Source organism: Robiginitalea sp. (genome assembly GCF_982776155.1).
Genome location: NZ_CEXZKX010000005.1, coordinates 53,425 through 70,606 on the forward strand (window position 1 = coordinate 53,425; position 17,182 = coordinate 70,606).

The window sequence follows — 17,182 nt, forward strand, 5'->3', positions numbered from 1 at the left end:
ACAATACGAAAATGGCAATCGCCCCCCCTTTCAATCTGACGCAATGGCTCGAAAACCACCGGGAAGAACTCAAGCCCCCGGTGGGAAACAGGAACCTCTACAAGGAGGCCGGGGACTATATTGTCATGGTGGTGGCCGGGCCCAATGCGCGTAAGGATTACCACTACAACGAAACCGAAGAACTCTTTTACCAGCTCGAAGGGACGATCGAGGTGCACGTACAGGAGGACGGGGAGAAAAAAACCTTCACCCTCGGCCCGGGGGACATGTACCTGCACCCGGCCAGGGTGCCCCATTCGCCGGTCAGGCACCCGGATTCCATCGGCCTGGTGGTGGAGCGCAAGCGCAGCGATACGGATGCCCGGGACGGGCTGCTCTGGTACTGCGACAATTGCAACAACAAGCTCTACGAAGCCTATTTCAAATTAGAGGATATCGAAAAAGACTTCCTGGCGCATTTTAAGGTGTTCTACGGGTCGGAGGCCCTGCGGACCTGCGATCAATGCGGGACCGTGATGGAAGCCGATCCCCGCTTTGTCGGGGATTCGTCCGACTAGGCCCCTGCCGGTGCCCCCCCCGACAAATCCGGGAACTCACGCTGATAAAGTTGGCCGGCCGGTCATGGAAATGCCCCGGGAATTTGTAGTTTTGTCATAAATATAACATCTCAGCATAAAAAAGTTACAAAATGACGGAAGTTGCCCTGGATTTTGGTATAGAAAAAGCCCTGAAAGCATTGGGAGTCGAAGACGTAAACCCCGGAAGCTCCACCGGGATGGAACACTTTGGTTCCGGGGAGGAAATCGCCTCCGTATCGCCGGTTGACGGCGCAACCATTGCCAGGGTCCGGGCCACCACCCAGGACGATTACCGGCGTGTTGCGGAAACCGCAGCCAGCGCCTTTACCTCCTGGCGCATGGTACCCGCCCCCCAGCGCGGGGAAATCGTCCGGCAGTTTTCGGACCGGCTCCGGGAGCTCAAAGAACCCCTGGGCAAGCTCGTATCTTATGAAATGGGCAAGTCCTACCAGGAAGGCCTGGGCGAAGTGCAGGAGATGATCGATATCTGCGATTTTGCCGTGGGCCTCTCCCGCCAGCTTCACGGCCTGACCATGCATTCCGAACGACCGGGACACCGCATGTACGAACAATATCACCCGTTGGGTGTGGTGGGGATCATCTCCGCCTTTAACTTCCCGGTGGCCGTTTGGGCATGGAATACGGCCCTGGCCTGGGTTTGCGGCGATGTGTGTATCTGGAAGCCCTCCGAAAAAACGCCGCTCTGCGGTATCGCCTGCCAGAAGATCGCCGCCGAGGTATTCCACCGCAACGGGATGCCGGAAGGAATAACCTGCCTGATCAACGGGGATTACCGGGTGGGTGAAATGTTGACCGGTGACACCGGCGTACCGCTTGTCTCGGCAACCGGTTCCATCCGGATGGGCAAAATCGTCGCGCAGGCAGTTGCCGCCCGGCTCGGACGGTCGTTGCTCGAACTCGGCGGGAACAACGCCATCATCGTCACCCCGGACGCAGACATAAAAATGACTGTTATCGGCGCAGTCTTCGGAGCCGTCGGTACCTGTGGCCAGCGCTGCACCTCCACCCGGAGGCTGATCGTCCACGAAGACGTATATGACGAGGTAAAATCGGCCCTGAAACAGGCCTATGGACAACTCCGAATCGGCAACCCGCTGGACGAGGAAAACCACGTTGGCCCGCTGATTGACCGGGAGGCTGTGGATATGTACCGGAAAGCCCTGGAGCAGGTGGTTGCCGAAGGGGGCGAGATACTGGTGCCCGGGGGCGTCCTGGACGGCCCGGGGTATGAGAGCGGCTGTTATGTGAAGCCGGCTATTGCCGAGGCCGAAAACCACTTTGAAATTGTACAGGAAGAAACTTTTGCACCCGTATTGTACCTGATCCGGTACTCCGGGGACGTCCACGATGCGATTGCACTTCAAAACGGCGTCAAGCAAGGGCTTTCATCGGCCATTATGACGACCAACCTGCGGGAATCGGAAGCCTTCCTCTCCGCCGCGGGGAGCGATTGCGGAATCGCCAACGTAAACATCGGCACCTCCGGCGCCGAAATAGGCGGCGCCTTTGGGGGTGAAAAAGAAACCGGCGGCGGCCGGGAGTCCGGCTCGGACGCCTGGAAAATCTATATGAGGCGGCAGACAAACACCATTAACTACAGCGACAATCTCCCCCTGGCGCAGGGGATTCGATTTGACCTTTGACGGTTTGCCGGACCATCCGGATGCACCCATGGGTGTTGGCGGATCCCGAGGGCCCCGGCCACATTTGGGCCTTCAGGCCGTTTTTGGGAAAACAGACGGCCTGAGGGCATCATACACTTAACCCGTATTGGGGGTGTCGGACCGCCATGCGCCTTCGAGCAGGTGCTGGATACTGAGGAGCAGTACCATGGCTACCCATCGGGCGGCCGCGCGGAGCCGGCGGTATGCGCTTTTCATTTTCATCGGATCTCGAACAAATATTACCCCGGGAACCGCAATTACCCTTCAGCGGAAGCTGTTCCCGGATACTCACAGGCGGCAGGGGGCCTGTACCCAAAGAAAAAAACCCGCCCCGACGGCTTAGCACGTACGAAACGGATTTTTAACTAACCAAACTAATCCAAAACAAGTAACTCAAATGTCGGCCCAGAGGTGGCCGCATTCCGATCCCTGGGATGTGCGGTCTGCGGTTTCGGGGCATCGACATCAAGCCTGAAACTAAAATAAGGAGACTTCCCGCCCCGCGGTACCGGATTTGTATGACTGGCACAAAATGTTGTATGATTTGCATCCGGCGATGCTACGGGTATTTTTAGTACCTTGTATACGAGCGGGATTGCCTCCCGGCCACATACGATGGAACCTGAAACGATGAAAAGCCTGTTTTGGATCATTCCGCTGCTGACCGCAGCTATCGGGATGGCCATCGGGTATGTCCTGGGCCGGAAAGCCCGGGAAGCCAGGCACTCCGGAGAAGCCCGGTCCCTTTCGGCATCCTATGCGCGGCTGCAGGAAGAACTGGAAGCCTGCCGGCACCAGCTCGCGACGGCGAATTCGGAGGCTGTACGCCCGGATATTCCCTTCGACTACAAAGCAGCCAAGGCCGATTTCGGGGTCACCGTGCACCAGGACGACCTTAAAATCATCGAGGGCATTGGCCCGAAAATCGAAAGCCTGTTCCACAACTACGATATCAAAACGTGGCGCGCCCTGGCCGGGACCCCGGTGGCCAAATGCCAGGAAGTCCTGGATTCCGGCGGCGACCGGTATAAAATCCACGACCCTTCTTCCTGGCCCATGCAGGCCCGGATGGCTTATGAAAACAAATGGAAGGAACTTCGGCGCTGGCAGGACGAACACCTCCACGGAAAACTCTGAGACTCCCTTTGCCGCGGCAGCGGGCAGGGTAGCGGTTTAGGCGTTCCGCCCGGTTTCCTCCGGGTACATCTGGTAAACCGGGTCGCTTTGCCATACTTCCTTGTTCCCGGCATCGATGGCAGACAGCGGGCCGCGAAAGGCAGCCCCCGTGTCGACATTCCACACATTTGCCGCCCGGAATGGCTGGTCTTTCCCAATCCGCACCACCGGGGTATGACCGATGTAGATCTCCCGGTAATGCCGCAGGCGGGCCGGGTACAACTGGTCTGAGGAGTCCAGTCTGGCATCCAGGGAAAGGGCGGTTTCCCAAAGGGTCCGGTCCCAATAGAAATTCTTTTCAAAATACTCGTGCTCCACGCCCCGCTGGTTGGTAAACCCGGCGTGGAGAAACAACCGGTTCTCGGTATCCAGGTGGTAGGCTTTCAGGTCCCTGAAAAATTTGGCGTGTCGCTCCCGGGTGGCTGCACCCACCCCCTGGTAGGACTTTTTGGTAGCGGCGCCCCCGTGCCGCAGCCAGAGTTCGCGCTCTGCCTGCCCGTTGAGCCATTCTTCACAGAGCTCATCGTGGTTGCCTTTCAGGAACAGGCAGCGGTGCTCCCGGGCAAAACCGATCAGGTAGTCCACGGTTTCGGCCGCTTCGCTCCACCCGTCTACATAATCCCCGAGGAATACAAAAAAATCCTCCTGGGCCGGGGCCACCCGGTCCAGCAATTGCCGCAAGGCCTTCAGGCCCCCGTGTATATCTCCGATTACAAGTTTTCTCATTGGGTTAGTATTCCGATTGCGGCAGCGACGACCAGTACGGCGAGGATCAGCAAGACAATTTTCCAGGTGGAATAGGGCCGGCTGCCGTGGATGGCCGACGTCTGCCCGTTGATATAAAAATTATACGTGCGGCCCTTATAGGAATAGCTGCTGATATATACCGGGAGCAGGATGTGCTTAAACGTTTCGTCGGAAAGCCGTATATCCGTTTGGTCGATCCGCTGAGTATCGCCCCCGATATCCCTTCGGATCCACGTTCGGGCTATTTCCCGTGCCTTGCGGAATGACTGCTGGTGGCCTTCCTTGAGGGAAACCGAGTATTTCTCGGTCACAAACCCGGATAGGTAGTCCGAATCGAAAGGTCGGAGATCCCCCAGTCGCCAGCCTGTCACAGCCGTTGGAACTTCCGCCTTGCGGTCCCGGGAAGCCGGGATCAGGATATCATCCACAAAGCCGCTTACCCTTCCAGATGCAGGCGTCCAACGGGTTTTCCGAACCTGCCGGGTCTTGGTTCCCTCGCGGGTCCGAACCCGCTGGGTTTCGTAGTAGTAATCCCCCCGTTGGCCCGTGTAGTCGGCCTGCAAGTTGCCGTCAAATGTCCAGTACGGCAGGTAGAGGCCGTGAATGGCTTCCGGGTCCAGGGCGGCCCGTTTTAACTTTCCCGGGGCAAACCAGAGCCCCCGCACCCATTTCCGGAATAATTGCCGCGCCCGGGCCGCATCGATCTGGAACGGCACCAGGGCCCCGGGTAAAATCCAGCCCGCTTCCCGGGCGTCCTCCCGGATAAGGGGTTCCCCGCAGTACACGCAGGCCAGGGACTTGTAATTTTCGGCCACATGCTGGCTGGCGCCGCAGTTCTTGCAGTGCAACAGTTCGATGGTATCCGTAAATACATGGTCGCCGCCGGTAACCTTCAGATAGTGGTCGAGTTCGAGTTCTTCAAAGCTTTTCCTGGAAGATTCGATAAATGCCTCAAAACCGCAATAATCACAGGCTATTTGTTCAGAGCCCGGCTTGTACTTCATCTCTGCCCCGCAGTTGTTGCAGGTCTTCTTCTGTTCCGAGGATGTAATTGTTTCCATATGCGGGCGGTTTCCCCCTGTGCCTCTCAACTCCATCCGAAAAATCAGTTGCCGGGCAGGGGCGGGGGCGTGCTGCCGCCGAGGAACGATTTGAGTTCCTCCACCTCGCTCAGGGCAGACCACTGGGCCATGCCCTGTTTCCAGATAAGCGTGTCCCGGTTGATTGCGCGGGAGGCAAAGAGCTCCTGCAGGCGCTCATACGGGACGGGCCCCTGCTGCCGGCCGTCGACGGCGTAATAATAAGCGGGTGGAACGGGTACCGGGGGCGGGACGGAGGCAACCGGACCGCGGGGCTGCTGCGGTTGTGCTGCCTGGGGTTGCGCCATCATGGAACCCATCTGTTGCGCCAGGACAAACCCCATGCCCATGCCCATCCCGGCGCCGGCCGTACCGCCTTCGTTGCTCGCCGCCGCCTCCATGGCCTTCGCCGCCTTGAATTGGGAGAGCTTGCTCATGTCCAGTTTGTCGAGCCGGCTGTATTCGAAGATCTCCTTTTTGAGCTCCTCCGGCATGGACACGTTTTCGATATAGAACTTTTCCAGTTCGATACCTACCCGGGCAAATTCCGGCTCCATGACCTCCCGGCAGGTTTCCGACAATTCGCTCGTATTGGCGGCGTAGAGTTCCAGGGGCAGGTTGGCCTCCCCGACCGTATCCGTAAACCGGGTGACAATCAGGCTTTTCAGGTGTTCGTTGACCTCGTAATTCGTGAAATTTCCATCCGTGCCCACCACGTCCACCACAAATTTTCCAGGGTCTTCAATCCGGAAGCTGTAGGTGCCGAAAGCCCTGATTTCGGTAAGCCCGAAACGCTCATCGCTCAGCATGACCGGGTTTTTCGTCCCCCATTTTTCGTCGGTGAACAGGCGCGTATTCACAAAGTAAACCTCCGCCTTGAACGGGCTGTCAAAGCCGTACTTCCACCCTTTGAGGGTTGTCAGTATCGGCAGGTTGGACGTGGTCAGCTCGTAGGTTCCCGGGCCAAAGACATCCGCCAGCTGGCCTTCGTTCACAAAAACGGCCTTCTGGCCTTCGCGCACAATCAGCCTGGCCCCGTTTTTAATCTCGTTCTGGTAGCGTTCGAACCGGTGGACAATCGTATCCTGGGAATCATCCAGCCATTCGACAATGTCGATAAACTCGTGACTCAGTTTTTTCTTGATTTCATCAAATAATCCCATATCGAAATAATTAAATTGCTCCTGCGGGCCTGCGCCACGAGGGAGATTGTAAGGTACTACCTGCGAGGCATTCTTAAAAGCCCTTCCCAGATAAATCCTTGAAAATTTGGGGAGATCCTCGAATTCTGTTTACATTTCCAAACGGAACCGGACGCTGCGAAGCCGCTGGCCTCGATCTGCCGAACCCCGGCCAGGGCCAGAAAGGAACACATTAGTATGAAACAGATTTTTTGTGTGGGCGAACTGCTCATCGACTTTGTAGGCGAAAACCAGGGAAGCGACCTGTCCAGGGCAGTGGTGTTCACAAAGAAAGCCGGGGGCGCACCGGCAAACGTAGCCAGTGCCATTGCCCGTCTCGGCGGCCGCAGCGCCTTTGTAGGCTGTATCGGGGAGGATCCTTTTGGGGAATTTCTCCTGGACGTACTCCGGGAAAACCGGGTGGATACGCAGTTTTTGCAGCGCAGCGAAACTTTTACCACCCTGGCCTTTGTCTCCATTGCGGAAGACGGGGAGCGGGATTTCGTGTTTAGCCGGGGGGCCGACCGCGAGCTGCAATACATGCCCGAAGTCAAAAAATCCTTCCGAGGGAATATGATCCACCTGGGGGCCGCTACCGCATTGCTCGGCGGGCCGCTTGAAAAGGCCTACGGGCATTATTTCTTCGACGGGCTCACCCAGCGGGCCTTTATCAGCTTCGACCCGAATTACCGCCACGACCTTTGGAAAAACAAGGCGGCCGTTTTCAGGAAAAAATGCATCCCTTTTATCGAGAAGTCCAACCTCTGCAAATTCAGCCTGGAGGAAGCGCAATTGCTCAGCGGGGAGGAGAGCCTGGAGAAAGCCTGTTCGGTGCTCCACGATATCGGTACGGAAATTATCGTGATTACCCTGGGGGGTGACGGCACCTGGCTGAGCACACGTGCGGGGCAGCGGACCATCCCGAGTATCCGGGTGGAGCCCGTGGACACCACGGGGGCGGGCGACGCCTTTATCGGTTGCCTGCTTTGGCAGCTGGCCGCCCGCGAAGACCTGGAACACATCGCCTCGGATGTGGAGGCGCTAGCTGAAATGGTGCGCATTGCCAATGCCGCAGGCGCCCTGACCACCACGCGGTTCGGCGCCATCGAGGCACTTCCGGACCAGGAGCAATTGAATCGGGCACTGGCATGAACCAGGTAGCAATCCATCGTCTGCTGGCCGGGAAAAGCCTGGCAAAGCCATCCAAAAAGGACCTGCCCGCCCTGTTCGAAAAACGGCTGGCCGCCAATCTCACGCTGATTCAGGACTTGTATTATTCGCTTTACCCGGGTCAGGATGCCGCTTTTGAGGAATTGCCCGGGATGCTGGGAAAACTCTTCCGGGATCGGCCGGAAGACCTCCGTTTCCAGGACCTGGAGCGCCTGAACGAAGGGGCCTGGTACCAATCCGAGAAATGGGTGGGCATGCAGCTGTACGCCGACCGTTTCAGCGGGGACATCCGGGGGCTGATCGACAAGCTCCCCTACTTCGAAAAACTCGGCGTCAACTTCCTGCACGTCATGCCGCTTACCCGCCAGCCGAAAGGGGAAAACGACGGGGGATACGCCGTTAGCAGCCACACGGAGATCGACCCCCGGTTTGGCACGGAAGCCGATTTCCTGGAATTCACCGGAGCGTGCCGGGAAAAAGGAGTCTGCCTGATGCTGGATTTCGTGGTCAACCACACCTCCGACCAGTATCCGTGGGCCCAGAAAGCAAGGGAGGGGGACGCCGAATACGCCGGGTATTACTACATGTTCCCGGATCGGACCCTGCCCGACCTGTACGAGGAAACCCTGCCGGAAATCTTCCCGGAAACATCGCCCGGGAATTTCACCTTTATCCCGGAAACCGGCCAGTGGGTCATGACCGTATTCAATCAGTACCAGTGGGACCTCAACTACACGAACCCCAGGGTATTCCTGGCGATGCTTGAAAATATGGTGGTCCTGGCCAACAAAGGCGTGGACGTATTGCGGTTTGACGCCCTGGCATTCCTCTGGAAAAAACTCGGGACGAACTCCCAGAATCTCCCGGAGGCACACCAGTTGATTGCGCTGTTCCGGCTTTGCCTGCAGGTGGTGGCCCCCGGGGTCGCCATCCTGGCCGAAGCAATAGTGGCACCCCGGGAAATTGTCCGGTACTTCGGGGAAGGCCGCCTGGCCGGCAACGAGTGCGAGGCGGCGTACAACGCCACCTACATGGCCTGCCTGTGGAATTCCATCGCCACCAAAAAGACCAACCTGCTCTACCGGAGCCTGGCGGATATCCCGTCAATCCCCGAATCCTGCAGCTGGATAAACTATATCCGCTGCCACGACGATATCGGGCTCGGATTTGACGACCGGCAAATTGAAGCCCTCGGGTGGAACCCCGCCGCACACCGGCGGTTTCTGTTGGATTACTATTGCCAGCGCCTGGAGTGGTCCCCCTCCCGGGGCGTACTCTTTATGTACAACCCCGTTACCGGGGACGGACGGATAACCGGGAGCACGGCCTCCCTGCTGGGTCTGGAAGAGGCCCTCGATTCCGGGAACGCGGCAGATGTGGAAACGGCCTTCGACAAAATCGTCATGATGTACGGGGTTATCCTGGCTTCGGCGGGCATCCCGCTCATTTATGCCGGGGATGAAATCGGGATGCTGAACGACTACTCGTACCTGCGGGAAAAGGACAAGGAAAATGACAGCCGCTGGGTAAACCGGCCCATCCACGACTGGGAGGCAGTGGCCGCCCTGGACGACCCCAATCGCCTCCCGTCCCGGATTTTTTCAAGACTGCAATCGCTGATCCGACTCCGGAGGAAGCTGCCTTCACTGGGTGGCGGCAAATCGGTCCTCCACCACCCGGGGAACGAGCACCTCTATGTCTTTGAGAGAAAGGCGGAGAAAGGCTCCCTGCTGGTTGTCGCCAACTTCGACGAAAACCCGCAGGTACTCAACGCCACCTGGGTTCGCAACCTCGGGTACCTCAAGGGCAGCGCATATACGAACCTCGTGGACGGAACGTCCCATTCGGTACAGAGCGCATTATTGGAAATCAGGCCCTACGGCCTGCTCTGGCTGAAAACAGTGGACGGGGCCGGGGCAAAATAACCTGCCGTCCGGGTAAATCCCCGGGACCTACCCCCGGGGTATTCCCCTTTAATTATACCGGACTTTCCTGAGAATCCGGATGGCCTCCTTCAGGGAATTGTACACCCTTTCGTCCCGACCCCGAAGCCACTCCCGGGCACTGTACATTAGGTCGCCGGCGCTTTCAAAGCCGTTCAGGTAGCAGATGAGCAGGGTGGATGGGAACTGGAGCAGGTCCTTTTCTTCCGAAGGCCTCAGAGGGATCCCCTGCCGGAGCTTGGCGGCCAGCGCCTTGTTGGCATTGAAAATGTGGTGGAGCGTTTTCCGGTCGTACTGGGGCGGCTCAAAAATCAATTCGCTCAGGATTTGGTATGTCCCGTTGTCCGCAAACCGGATGGATACCTTCTCCAGGGGGTAGTAGCGCTTGCGGCCGGCCAGGCCCAGGTAGACATATTCCACGATGTCGAACGATTCCGAATCGAAGGCGATGGACACCTCGTCCAGGGCCGAATAAAATAGTTTGACCTGTTCGTTGATCAGTTCGATGTCCACACGGGAGTAGTATTCCGCTTCCCCCACCACCTTCCTGTTCCCGGCCCAGCAAAGCACGAATTGTTCTTTGAATACCCGGTAATGGCTGGTGAGGTCTCGGTGCCGGTAGTTCAGAAAGTCGATCACCCCGTCCAGGGTCAGTTCGATGTTGTTCCGGGCGTTCTGTTCTATCGCCGCCACCACCCCGGAATTGACATCCCGCAATTCCAGGTCGAAATTCTTCGGCATGCTGATACTGCCTTCCCGGAAAAAGACAGCGCCGCCGTAATACTTCCAGATGTTCTTGCGCAAAGCGCAGATTTCCCCCGATGAGGTAATCGTCACCAGGCCCACCACCTTGCCTTCGGCCAGGTGCGGGAAGAGTACATTTTCATAGGTGATCAGCGGGGGGTTCTCCAGGTAGGCGTTCACCAGGTTCTGGATCTTGCTGTCGTCAAAAAAGTCGACGCCCAGGATTTCATTGTCCGCATCCTCCACCCCGATGACGATATACGAACGGTTGGCCGGATTGCTGTTGGCCAGGGCGCAGACGTGTTTCAGGAATTTGGCCTTCCCTTCCTTGCGGCCTATGTCGATCGATCGCTTCTTGTCGTAAAAGCTGTTCTCGTCGTTGTGGGCCAGGAGGTTCTTTATCAGCAACCGCTTGTTGATCATGGGGCTTTGCGGACTTGTGTGCTGCTGGCCTGGGCCGTGGGCATGACTACCAGGTCTGCAATGTTGACGTGGGCCGGCCGGCTCAGGGCAAACCAGATGATGTCCGCGATGTCTTCCGGACGCAGGGGCTCGTACCCCTCATACACGGTTTCGGCCCGTGCCTCATCCCCCTTGAAACGCACCTTGCTGAACTCGGTTTCAACCAGGCCCGGGTTGATGGCCCCAACGCGGATGCCCTCTGCATTCAGGTCGATGCGAAAAGCCTGGTTCAGGGCGTCTACTGCGTGCTTACTCGCACAATAGACATTCCCTTTCGGGTAGACCTCTTTCCCGGCGGTCGAGCCGATGTTCAGGAGGTGGCCCCTGCCGCTTTTGATCAGCGACGGGAGAAGGGCCCGTGTCACGTACAGCAGGCCTTTGACGTTGATGTCGATCATGGCGTCCCAGTCGTCCGGGTCTCCCTCCTGTATCGGGTCCAGGCCGTGGGCATTCCCGGCGTTGTTGATCAGTGTGTCAACGGGTGAAAATGCTTCCGGGAGCGAGGCAAAAGCCGCTTCCACATCCCGCCGGTTGCGTACGTCAAACGCCAGGGTATGCACCTTGCTTCCCAGCTCCTCCTTCAACCCGGCCAGCCGATCCCCCCGCCGGCCGCAGGCAATGATGCGGCATCCCTTGCCGGCGAGCAAAAGGGCCGTAGCCCGTCCAATACCGCTGGTGGCGCCTGTAATGCAAACAATTCGATCCATATAGTTCATTTAAAGGGCCTCCCGGCCCGGGCGATTTTCACCGGCCAACCCTGTCCTGCCGGCCCGGGGAACGGTTCAGGGGACCTTATGCCCCTGAGCAGCGACCAGCAAGTCAAACCAGTCCTCCGGCTCCAGTTCAATTTTCTCTGCGCGGACAGCACCCCGGAGCCTTTTGGCTTTTGTGGTGCCCACCACGGGCCGGATGCCCGCCGGGTGCCCCATCAGCCAGGCCAGGAGCAACTGGCTTTCGTCCGCCCCGTACTTTGGCATGAGCGCCTCCATGCAGGCTGCCAGCCGGTCCCTTTCGGGCCCTTCCTCACGAAAGAATTTCCCCAAGGGGCTCCAGGCCATCGCCTCGCGCCTGCCGGTCATGCAATCGTCCAGCGTGCCGTCGGTAAGCGGGTCGCGGGCCGAAAGCGAACACTCGAATTGATGCGCCTCTACCGGGGCAGCCGTTTCGATCAGCCGGATCTGGGAGGGGGTAAAGTTACTGACCCCAAACCGCCGGACCTTCCCGGCGGCCTTCAACCGGTCGAAGGCGGCGGCAACTTCCCCGGGCTCCATAAGCGGGCTGGGCCGGTGCAGCAATAGCAGGTCCAGGTAGTCCGTTTCCAGGTTTTCCAGGGATGTTTCGGCAGATCGGACAATATAGTCCGCATCGTACTGGTAATGCTTAACCCGGATGGGCCGGGCGTCGCAGACATACTGGATCCCGCATTTGCTGATCAGCCGGATTTCCTCCCGGTCCACGCCGCTACCGGCAAAGGCCTTCCCAAAAGCGGCTTCCGTGGTATACCCTCCGTAAATATCGGCGTGGTCGAAGGTGCGGATACCCGCCTCCAGGCAGTCGTGTATGAGCTGCTCCATCGATGCCGTATCCAGATCGCTTCCCCACACCCCCCAGGTCATCGTCCCGGCAATGATGCGGCTCTCTTTATTCGTGTCTTTCATAGGCTGCTTAAAGTAAATAGAAAATCCCTTAAAACCATCATAAAACTAGGGGTTTCCGAACATTTTTAACCAATCGTTAACAGGCAGTCAGTAAATAAATTTTCAATTTGCGCAGTACAACTAAACTCGCTTATTGACAAACAATTACTAAAGCATTTTTATGGAAGAGACCAAGGCAGTAGACATTAGCGCTGTGAATGAGAAAATTGCCGAAGAGAGCGCTTTTATCGATCTACTGGTTCAGGAAATGGACAAGGCAATCGTGGGCCAGCGGCACATGGTGGAGCGGTTGCTCATCGGGTTGCTCGGGCGGGGCCATATCCTGCTCGAAGGTGTTCCGGGGCTGGCGAAGACGCTTGCCATCAATACGCTTTCCCGGGCGGTCAAGGGCAGTTTTTCCCGTATCCAGTTTACCCCCGACCTGTTGCCCGCGGACGTCATCGGGACACTCATATACAACATCAAGGAAAACGACTTTTCCATCAAACGCGGGCCTATCTTTGCCAATTTCATTCTGGCCGATGAGATCAACCGCGCCCCGGCCAAGGTACAGTCCGCCCTGCTGGAGGCCATGCAGGAACGACAGGTGACCATCGGGGACGAAACTTTTATCCTGGACGAGCCTTTCCTGGTGATGGCCACGCAAAACCCGGTGGAGCAGGAAGGAACCTATCCGCTCCCCGAAGCCCAGGTAGACCGGTTCATGCTCAAGACGGTTATCGACTACCCGAAGATGAACGAGGAACAGCTGATCATCCGGCAAAACCTGCAGGGTACCCAGCAAAAGATCCAGCCGGTGGTGAGCCTGAAACAAATCCTGAGTGCCCAACAGGCCGTTCGGGAGGTCTATATGGACGAAAAAATTGAAAAATATATCCTCGATATCGTGTTTGCCACCCGGTTCCCCGAAAAATACCAGCTCGGGGGCCTCAAACCGCTGATCAGTTTCGGGGCTTCCCCCCGGGGTAGTATCAACATGGCGAATGCCGCCAAATGCTATGCTTTTATCAAACGGCGGGGATACGTGATCCCGGAAGACGTCCGCGCAGTGGTCCACGACGTGCTGCGCCACCGGATCGGCATCACCTATGAGGCCGAGGCGGAGAATGTGACATCCGAGGAAATCATCAACCGGATTGTCAACGAGGTAGAAGTCCCCTAGCGCCAGGCAGCCGGGCAGCCCCCTTTGAGGCCGGCACCGGCCCAACCTGCAATCCCGCACCTGTATGGATACCAAAGAGCTCTTAAAGAAAGTACGGAAGATCGAGATCAAGACGCGCCGCTTGTCCGATCACATCTTCGGAGGGGAATACCATTCCACCTTCAAGGGGCGGGGTATGACTTTCAGCGAAGTCCGGCAATACCAGTATGGGGACGACGTCCGATCTATCGACTGGAATGTCACCGCGCGATACAACGAGCCATTTGTCAAGGTATTCGAAGAGGAGCGGGAACTCACCCTGATGCTCCTGGTGGATATCAGCGGCTCGGAGTTCTTTGGCACGGTCGGGCAGTTCAAGCGGGAGGTGGTTACCGAGGTTTCGGCCACCCTGGCCTTTTCGGCCCTGCAGAACAACGACAAGGTGGGCCTGATTCTGTTCTCGGACGAAGTGGAGCTTTACATCCCACCGAAAAAGGGAAAAAGCCACGTTTTACGCATTATCCGGGAGCTGTTGGAATTTGAGCCCAAAAGTCACCGGACAGACCTTTCCGAGGCGCTGAAATTCCTGTCCAACGTCATCAAGAAGAAGGCTATCGTTTTTGTGCTTTCCGATTTTATGGCCGAGGATTACGAGAAGACACTCCGGGTAACCGGCAATAAACACGACCTGACGGGCATCCGGATCTACGACCCGATGGAAAGTGATATCCCGAACCTCGGGATGGTCCGCATGCTGGATGCCGAATCCGGAAAGCTGCGGCTGGTAAATACCCAGTCCCGGCGCTTGCGCAATGCCTATGCCGCCCATTACCGGGACCGGGTAGGCTACTACCGGGATACTTTTACACGTGCCGGGTGCGGGACGCTGGATTGCCGGGTAGACGAAAGTTATGTGAAAAAACTGCTCGGGTACTTTAAACGCAGAGGATAGCGATGTTACAGGAAATACCCCCATATAAAACCCCGGCCGGGTTGCTGCTCAGGCGGCTGCCCGCCCTGCTCTTCCTGTTGGCGGGCCTGCAGGTTGCGCTTGCCCAGTCGCTGCCGCTGGTCTCCTCCGAAGTGGATACCACAGCCATCCGTATCGGCGAACAAATCCGGTTTACGGTTCGCGTGGAGGCGGACACCACAGCCCAGGTCATTTTCCCGGACGGCCAGACTTTTTCGCCCCTGGAAACGGTGGAGGCTTTCAAGACCGATACCACCCGCCGCGACAACCGCCTGGAGCTCCTGAAAACCTACGCGCTCACCCAGTTCGATTCCGGGGCTTACCTGCTGCCCAGCCAGCGGATTGAAATAGACGGAAAAGGGTACTTCACGGATTCGCTTTTTGTCTCGGTGGCCACCGTCCCGGTGGATACCCTGGAACAAAACCTGTACGACATCAAACCCATGGTGGAAGTGGAGGGGAACCCCTGGCGCTGGATCCGGTGGCTGGGCTGGACCCTTCTCGTACTCCTGCTGGCCGGTGGGGCACTCTACTGGTTCGTCTTCCGGGAAAAGCCGCTGACCGAAGCGGAGCAGGAGGCCCTCTTACCCCCATATGACCGGGCGCTGATTGAGCTGGAGCGACTGGAATCTACCCGCTACCTCATCCAGGATGATTTCAAGGGGTATTACACGGAACTCACTACCATCGTCCGGGCGTACCTGGAAGAAGAGGTACATGTGACCGCCCTGGAAAGTACCACGGAAGAACTCATAACCAAACTGGAGCTCCTGCGGGATGCCGGGCAACTCAACCTGGATGCCGAGACGCTGAACCGGTTTCGTCGGATCCTGCAGACGGCCGACCTGGTAAAGTTTGCGAAATCCAAACCCCCGCTGCGGGAGGCGGAAGCAGACCGGGAGCAGGTTCGTGACATCGTGGTGCGGACCCATGACGCCCTGCCCGAGCCTACGGAAGAGGAACTTATGGAGCAGGAGGAATACCGGCAGGAAATCCTCAGCCAGCGACGCCGCAAACGCCTGCGGGTGGGCCTGGCAACGGCAGCGGGTATCCTCGTGGTGGGCCTGGTATCCGCCCTGGCGTACTTCGGGCCCGGAAACGTGCGGGAAGCCGTTTTCGGCACGCCTACAAAATCCCTGCTGGAAGGGGAATGGATAGCGAGCTCCTATGGTTACCCGCCCATTTTACTGGAAACCCCGGAAGTACTTTACCGCAAGGAGGTGGAACTTCCCGCCGGGGCGAAAGGGAGTATCCGGGACATGGATGTGTTCGGTTACGACAATCGCCGGGCCAATTTTTCCATCATGGCCAGCTCCACCCTTTTCGCAGACCCGGAGTCCGAACCCGATTTTGAACAGAGCATTGAGAAAGTCCTGGAACAATTCGAGGCCTCGGGTGCGCGGAATATCATCATGAAACAAGAGTCTTTCACGACGATTTCCGGCGTGGAAGGCGTGCGCGTGTACGGAAAGGGTACCTTTGACCTGCCCGATTCCTCCGGGAGCATGGAAGGGGCTTACAGCATCCTGGTTTTCGGCGGTAAGGGGTTCCTGCAGCAGGTAGTGATGACCTGGGAAGACGGGGATGCCTATTCGGAGGATATTGTGGAACGCATTGTAAAAACACTGGAAGTTAAAACTACCGTATGATCGGCGCTGATATTGAATTTGCAAACCCGGAATACTTCTGGCTGCTGCTGGCACTGCCCCTGGCGGTGCTTTGGTATGTCCTGAAGCGGAACCGGCAGGGCGCCAGCCTGCGAATTCCTTCGCTGAAGGGCTTTGGAAGGCCCGGCTTGCTGAGCCGGCTCCAACCGGCCCTCTTCGCGCTCCGGCTGCTCGCGCTGGCCGCCGTGATCACCGCCATGGCCCGGCCGCAGACCCAGGACATTTCCACCCGCACCAAGACCACCAAGGGGATCGATATTGTCATGGCCATCGACGTGTCCTCCAGCATGCTGGCCCGGGACCTGCGTCCCAACCGGCTCTCCGCCCTCAAGGAAGTGGCTGCCGAATTCATCCGGAAGCGCCCGAACGACCGTATCGGCCTGGTGGCCTATGCGGGGGAAAGCTATACGAAAACGCCGATCACCAGCGATAAATCCATCGTGCTGGGGGCCCTGCGGGAGATCACCTACGGACAGCTCAACGACGGAACGGCCATCGGCATGGGCCTGGCCACTTCGGTAAACCGCCTCAAGGAAAGCACAGCCATTTCCAAGGTGATTATCCTCTTGACGGACGGGGTGAACAACGCCGGTTTCATCGAACCCCAGACAGCCGCAGACCTCGCCCTGGAATACGGCATCAAAACCTATACGATTGGTTTGGGAACCAACGGAAACGCCCTGTCCCCCATCGGGTACAACCCGGACGGATCGTTCCGCTACGGCATGCGGCAGGTGGAGATCGACGAAGAGCTGCTCACCGATATCGCCACGGCCACCGGAGGGGAGTATTTCCGTGCCACGGACAACGAAAAGCTCGAGGCGATCTACGAAGAGATCAACAAACTCGAAAAAACGGAGGTGGAAGAATTCAAATACTACCGGTACGAGGAAAAATTCAGGCCGTGGGTCTATCTGGCAGGGGCTTTGCTGCTCCTGGAGTGGGGCCTGCGATTCACTGTGTTCCGGAGTTTTATATAAT

Annotated in this window: 15 protein-coding genes; 9 read left to right on the forward strand and 6 right to left on the reverse strand. The window is 57.8% G+C overall.

The window, feature by feature from the left end; genetic code table 11:
• Positions 1-11 precede the first annotated feature (11 nt).
• From AC3DKS_RS09825 to AC3DKS_RS09835, 3 genes are all read left to right on the forward strand, one after another.
• Positions 12-557, forward strand: coding sequence for a 3-hydroxyanthranilate 3,4-dioxygenase (locus AC3DKS_RS09825; protein ID WP_015753523.1), 546 nt, complete (start codon positions 12-14; stop codon positions 555-557).
• A 131-nt stretch (positions 558-688) separates the two neighbouring features.
• A complete protein-coding gene (gene amaB / locus AC3DKS_RS09830; protein WP_272607002.1) occupies positions 689-2,242 on the forward strand; it encodes an L-piperidine-6-carboxylate dehydrogenase in 1,554 nt (517 codons plus the stop codon).
• 651 nt (positions 2,243-2,893) lie between these two features.
• Positions 2,894-3,400, forward strand: a complete 507-nt coding sequence (locus AC3DKS_RS09835; RefSeq protein WP_272607001.1) for an NADH-quinone oxidoreductase subunit E — start codon at positions 2,894-2,896, stop codon at positions 3,398-3,400.
• A gap of 36 nt (positions 3,401-3,436) precedes the next feature.
• On the opposite strand, the gene AC3DKS_RS09840 is transcribed toward AC3DKS_RS09835, so the two are convergent.
• The 3 genes from AC3DKS_RS09840 to AC3DKS_RS09850 are packed head-to-tail and all read right to left on the reverse strand — an operon-like array spanning position 3,437 to position 6,428.
• Positions 3,437-4,165, reverse strand: a complete 729-nt coding sequence (locus AC3DKS_RS09840; protein WP_272607000.1) for a metallophosphoesterase — start codon at positions 4,163-4,165, stop codon at positions 3,437-3,439.
• Positions 4,162-5,247: a TFIIB-type zinc ribbon-containing protein gene (locus tag AC3DKS_RS09845; RefSeq protein ID WP_015753518.1), complete on the reverse strand. Its 1,086-nt coding sequence runs from the start codon at positions 5,245-5,247 to the stop codon at positions 4,162-4,164. The genes AC3DKS_RS09840 and AC3DKS_RS09845 overlap by 4 nt, the downstream gene beginning before the upstream one ends.
• 44 nt (positions 5,248-5,291) lie before the next feature.
• Positions 5,292-6,428, reverse strand: coding sequence for an SPFH domain-containing protein (locus AC3DKS_RS09850; RefSeq protein WP_015753517.1), 1,137 nt, complete (start codon positions 6,426-6,428; stop codon positions 5,292-5,294).
• Positions 6,429-6,644: 216 nt separating this feature from the next.
• Here AC3DKS_RS09850 and AC3DKS_RS09855 point away from each other — a divergent pair, with 216 nt between their 5' ends.
• Together AC3DKS_RS09855 and AC3DKS_RS09860 are read left to right on the forward strand one after the other, a co-directional pair.
• On the forward strand, positions 6,645-7,598 hold the full coding sequence (locus AC3DKS_RS09855) for a carbohydrate kinase family protein (protein WP_272606999.1): 954 nt from the start codon (positions 6,645-6,647) through the stop codon (positions 7,596-7,598).
• Positions 7,595-9,541, forward strand: a complete 1,947-nt coding sequence (locus tag AC3DKS_RS09860) for an amylosucrase (protein ID WP_272606998.1) — start codon at positions 7,595-7,597, stop codon at positions 9,539-9,541. Before AC3DKS_RS09855 ends, AC3DKS_RS09860 begins: the two co-directional genes overlap by 4 nt.
• 48 nt (positions 9,542-9,589) lie before the next feature.
• Here the strand turns inward: AC3DKS_RS09860 and AC3DKS_RS09865 are convergent, their stop codons facing one another.
• From AC3DKS_RS09865 to AC3DKS_RS09875, 3 genes are all read right to left on the reverse strand, one after another.
• Positions 9,590-10,726 carry an ATP-binding protein gene (locus AC3DKS_RS09865; protein ID WP_015753514.1) on the reverse strand — a complete coding sequence of 379 codons (1,137 nt, stop codon included), beginning with the start codon at positions 10,724-10,726 and terminating at the stop codon, positions 9,590-9,592.
• Positions 10,723-11,472, reverse strand: coding sequence for an SDR family NAD(P)-dependent oxidoreductase (locus tag AC3DKS_RS09870; RefSeq protein ID WP_272606997.1), 750 nt, complete (start codon positions 11,470-11,472; stop codon positions 10,723-10,725). The genes AC3DKS_RS09865 and AC3DKS_RS09870 overlap by 4 nt, the downstream gene beginning before the upstream one ends.
• 75 nt (positions 11,473-11,547) lie before the next feature.
• Positions 11,548-12,423, reverse strand: coding sequence for an aldo/keto reductase (locus AC3DKS_RS09875; protein WP_272606996.1), 876 nt, complete (start codon positions 12,421-12,423; stop codon positions 11,548-11,550).
• 160 nt (positions 12,424-12,583) lie between these two features.
• Between AC3DKS_RS09875 and AC3DKS_RS09880 the strand changes: the two genes are divergently transcribed.
• The 4 genes from AC3DKS_RS09880 (at position 12,584) to AC3DKS_RS09895 (ending at position 17,181) form a co-directional block, all read left to right on the forward strand.
• A complete protein-coding gene (locus AC3DKS_RS09880; protein ID WP_015753511.1) occupies positions 12,584-13,585 on the forward strand; it encodes an AAA family ATPase in 1,002 nt (333 codons plus the stop codon).
• Positions 13,586-13,649: 64 nt separating this feature from the next.
• Complete coding sequence (locus AC3DKS_RS09885; RefSeq protein ID WP_015753510.1) at positions 13,650-14,516, forward strand: DUF58 domain-containing protein; 867 nt, start codon at positions 13,650-13,652, stop codon at positions 14,514-14,516.
• Positions 14,517-14,518: 2 nt separating this feature from the next.
• Positions 14,519-16,183, forward strand: coding sequence for a hypothetical protein (locus AC3DKS_RS09890; RefSeq protein WP_272606995.1), 1,665 nt, complete (start codon positions 14,519-14,521; stop codon positions 16,181-16,183).
• On the forward strand, positions 16,180-17,181 hold the full coding sequence (locus AC3DKS_RS09895; protein WP_015753508.1) for a vWA domain-containing protein: 1,002 nt from the start codon (positions 16,180-16,182) through the stop codon (positions 17,179-17,181). Before AC3DKS_RS09890 ends, AC3DKS_RS09895 begins: the two co-directional genes overlap by 4 nt.
• Position 17,182: the final 1 nt, after the last annotated feature.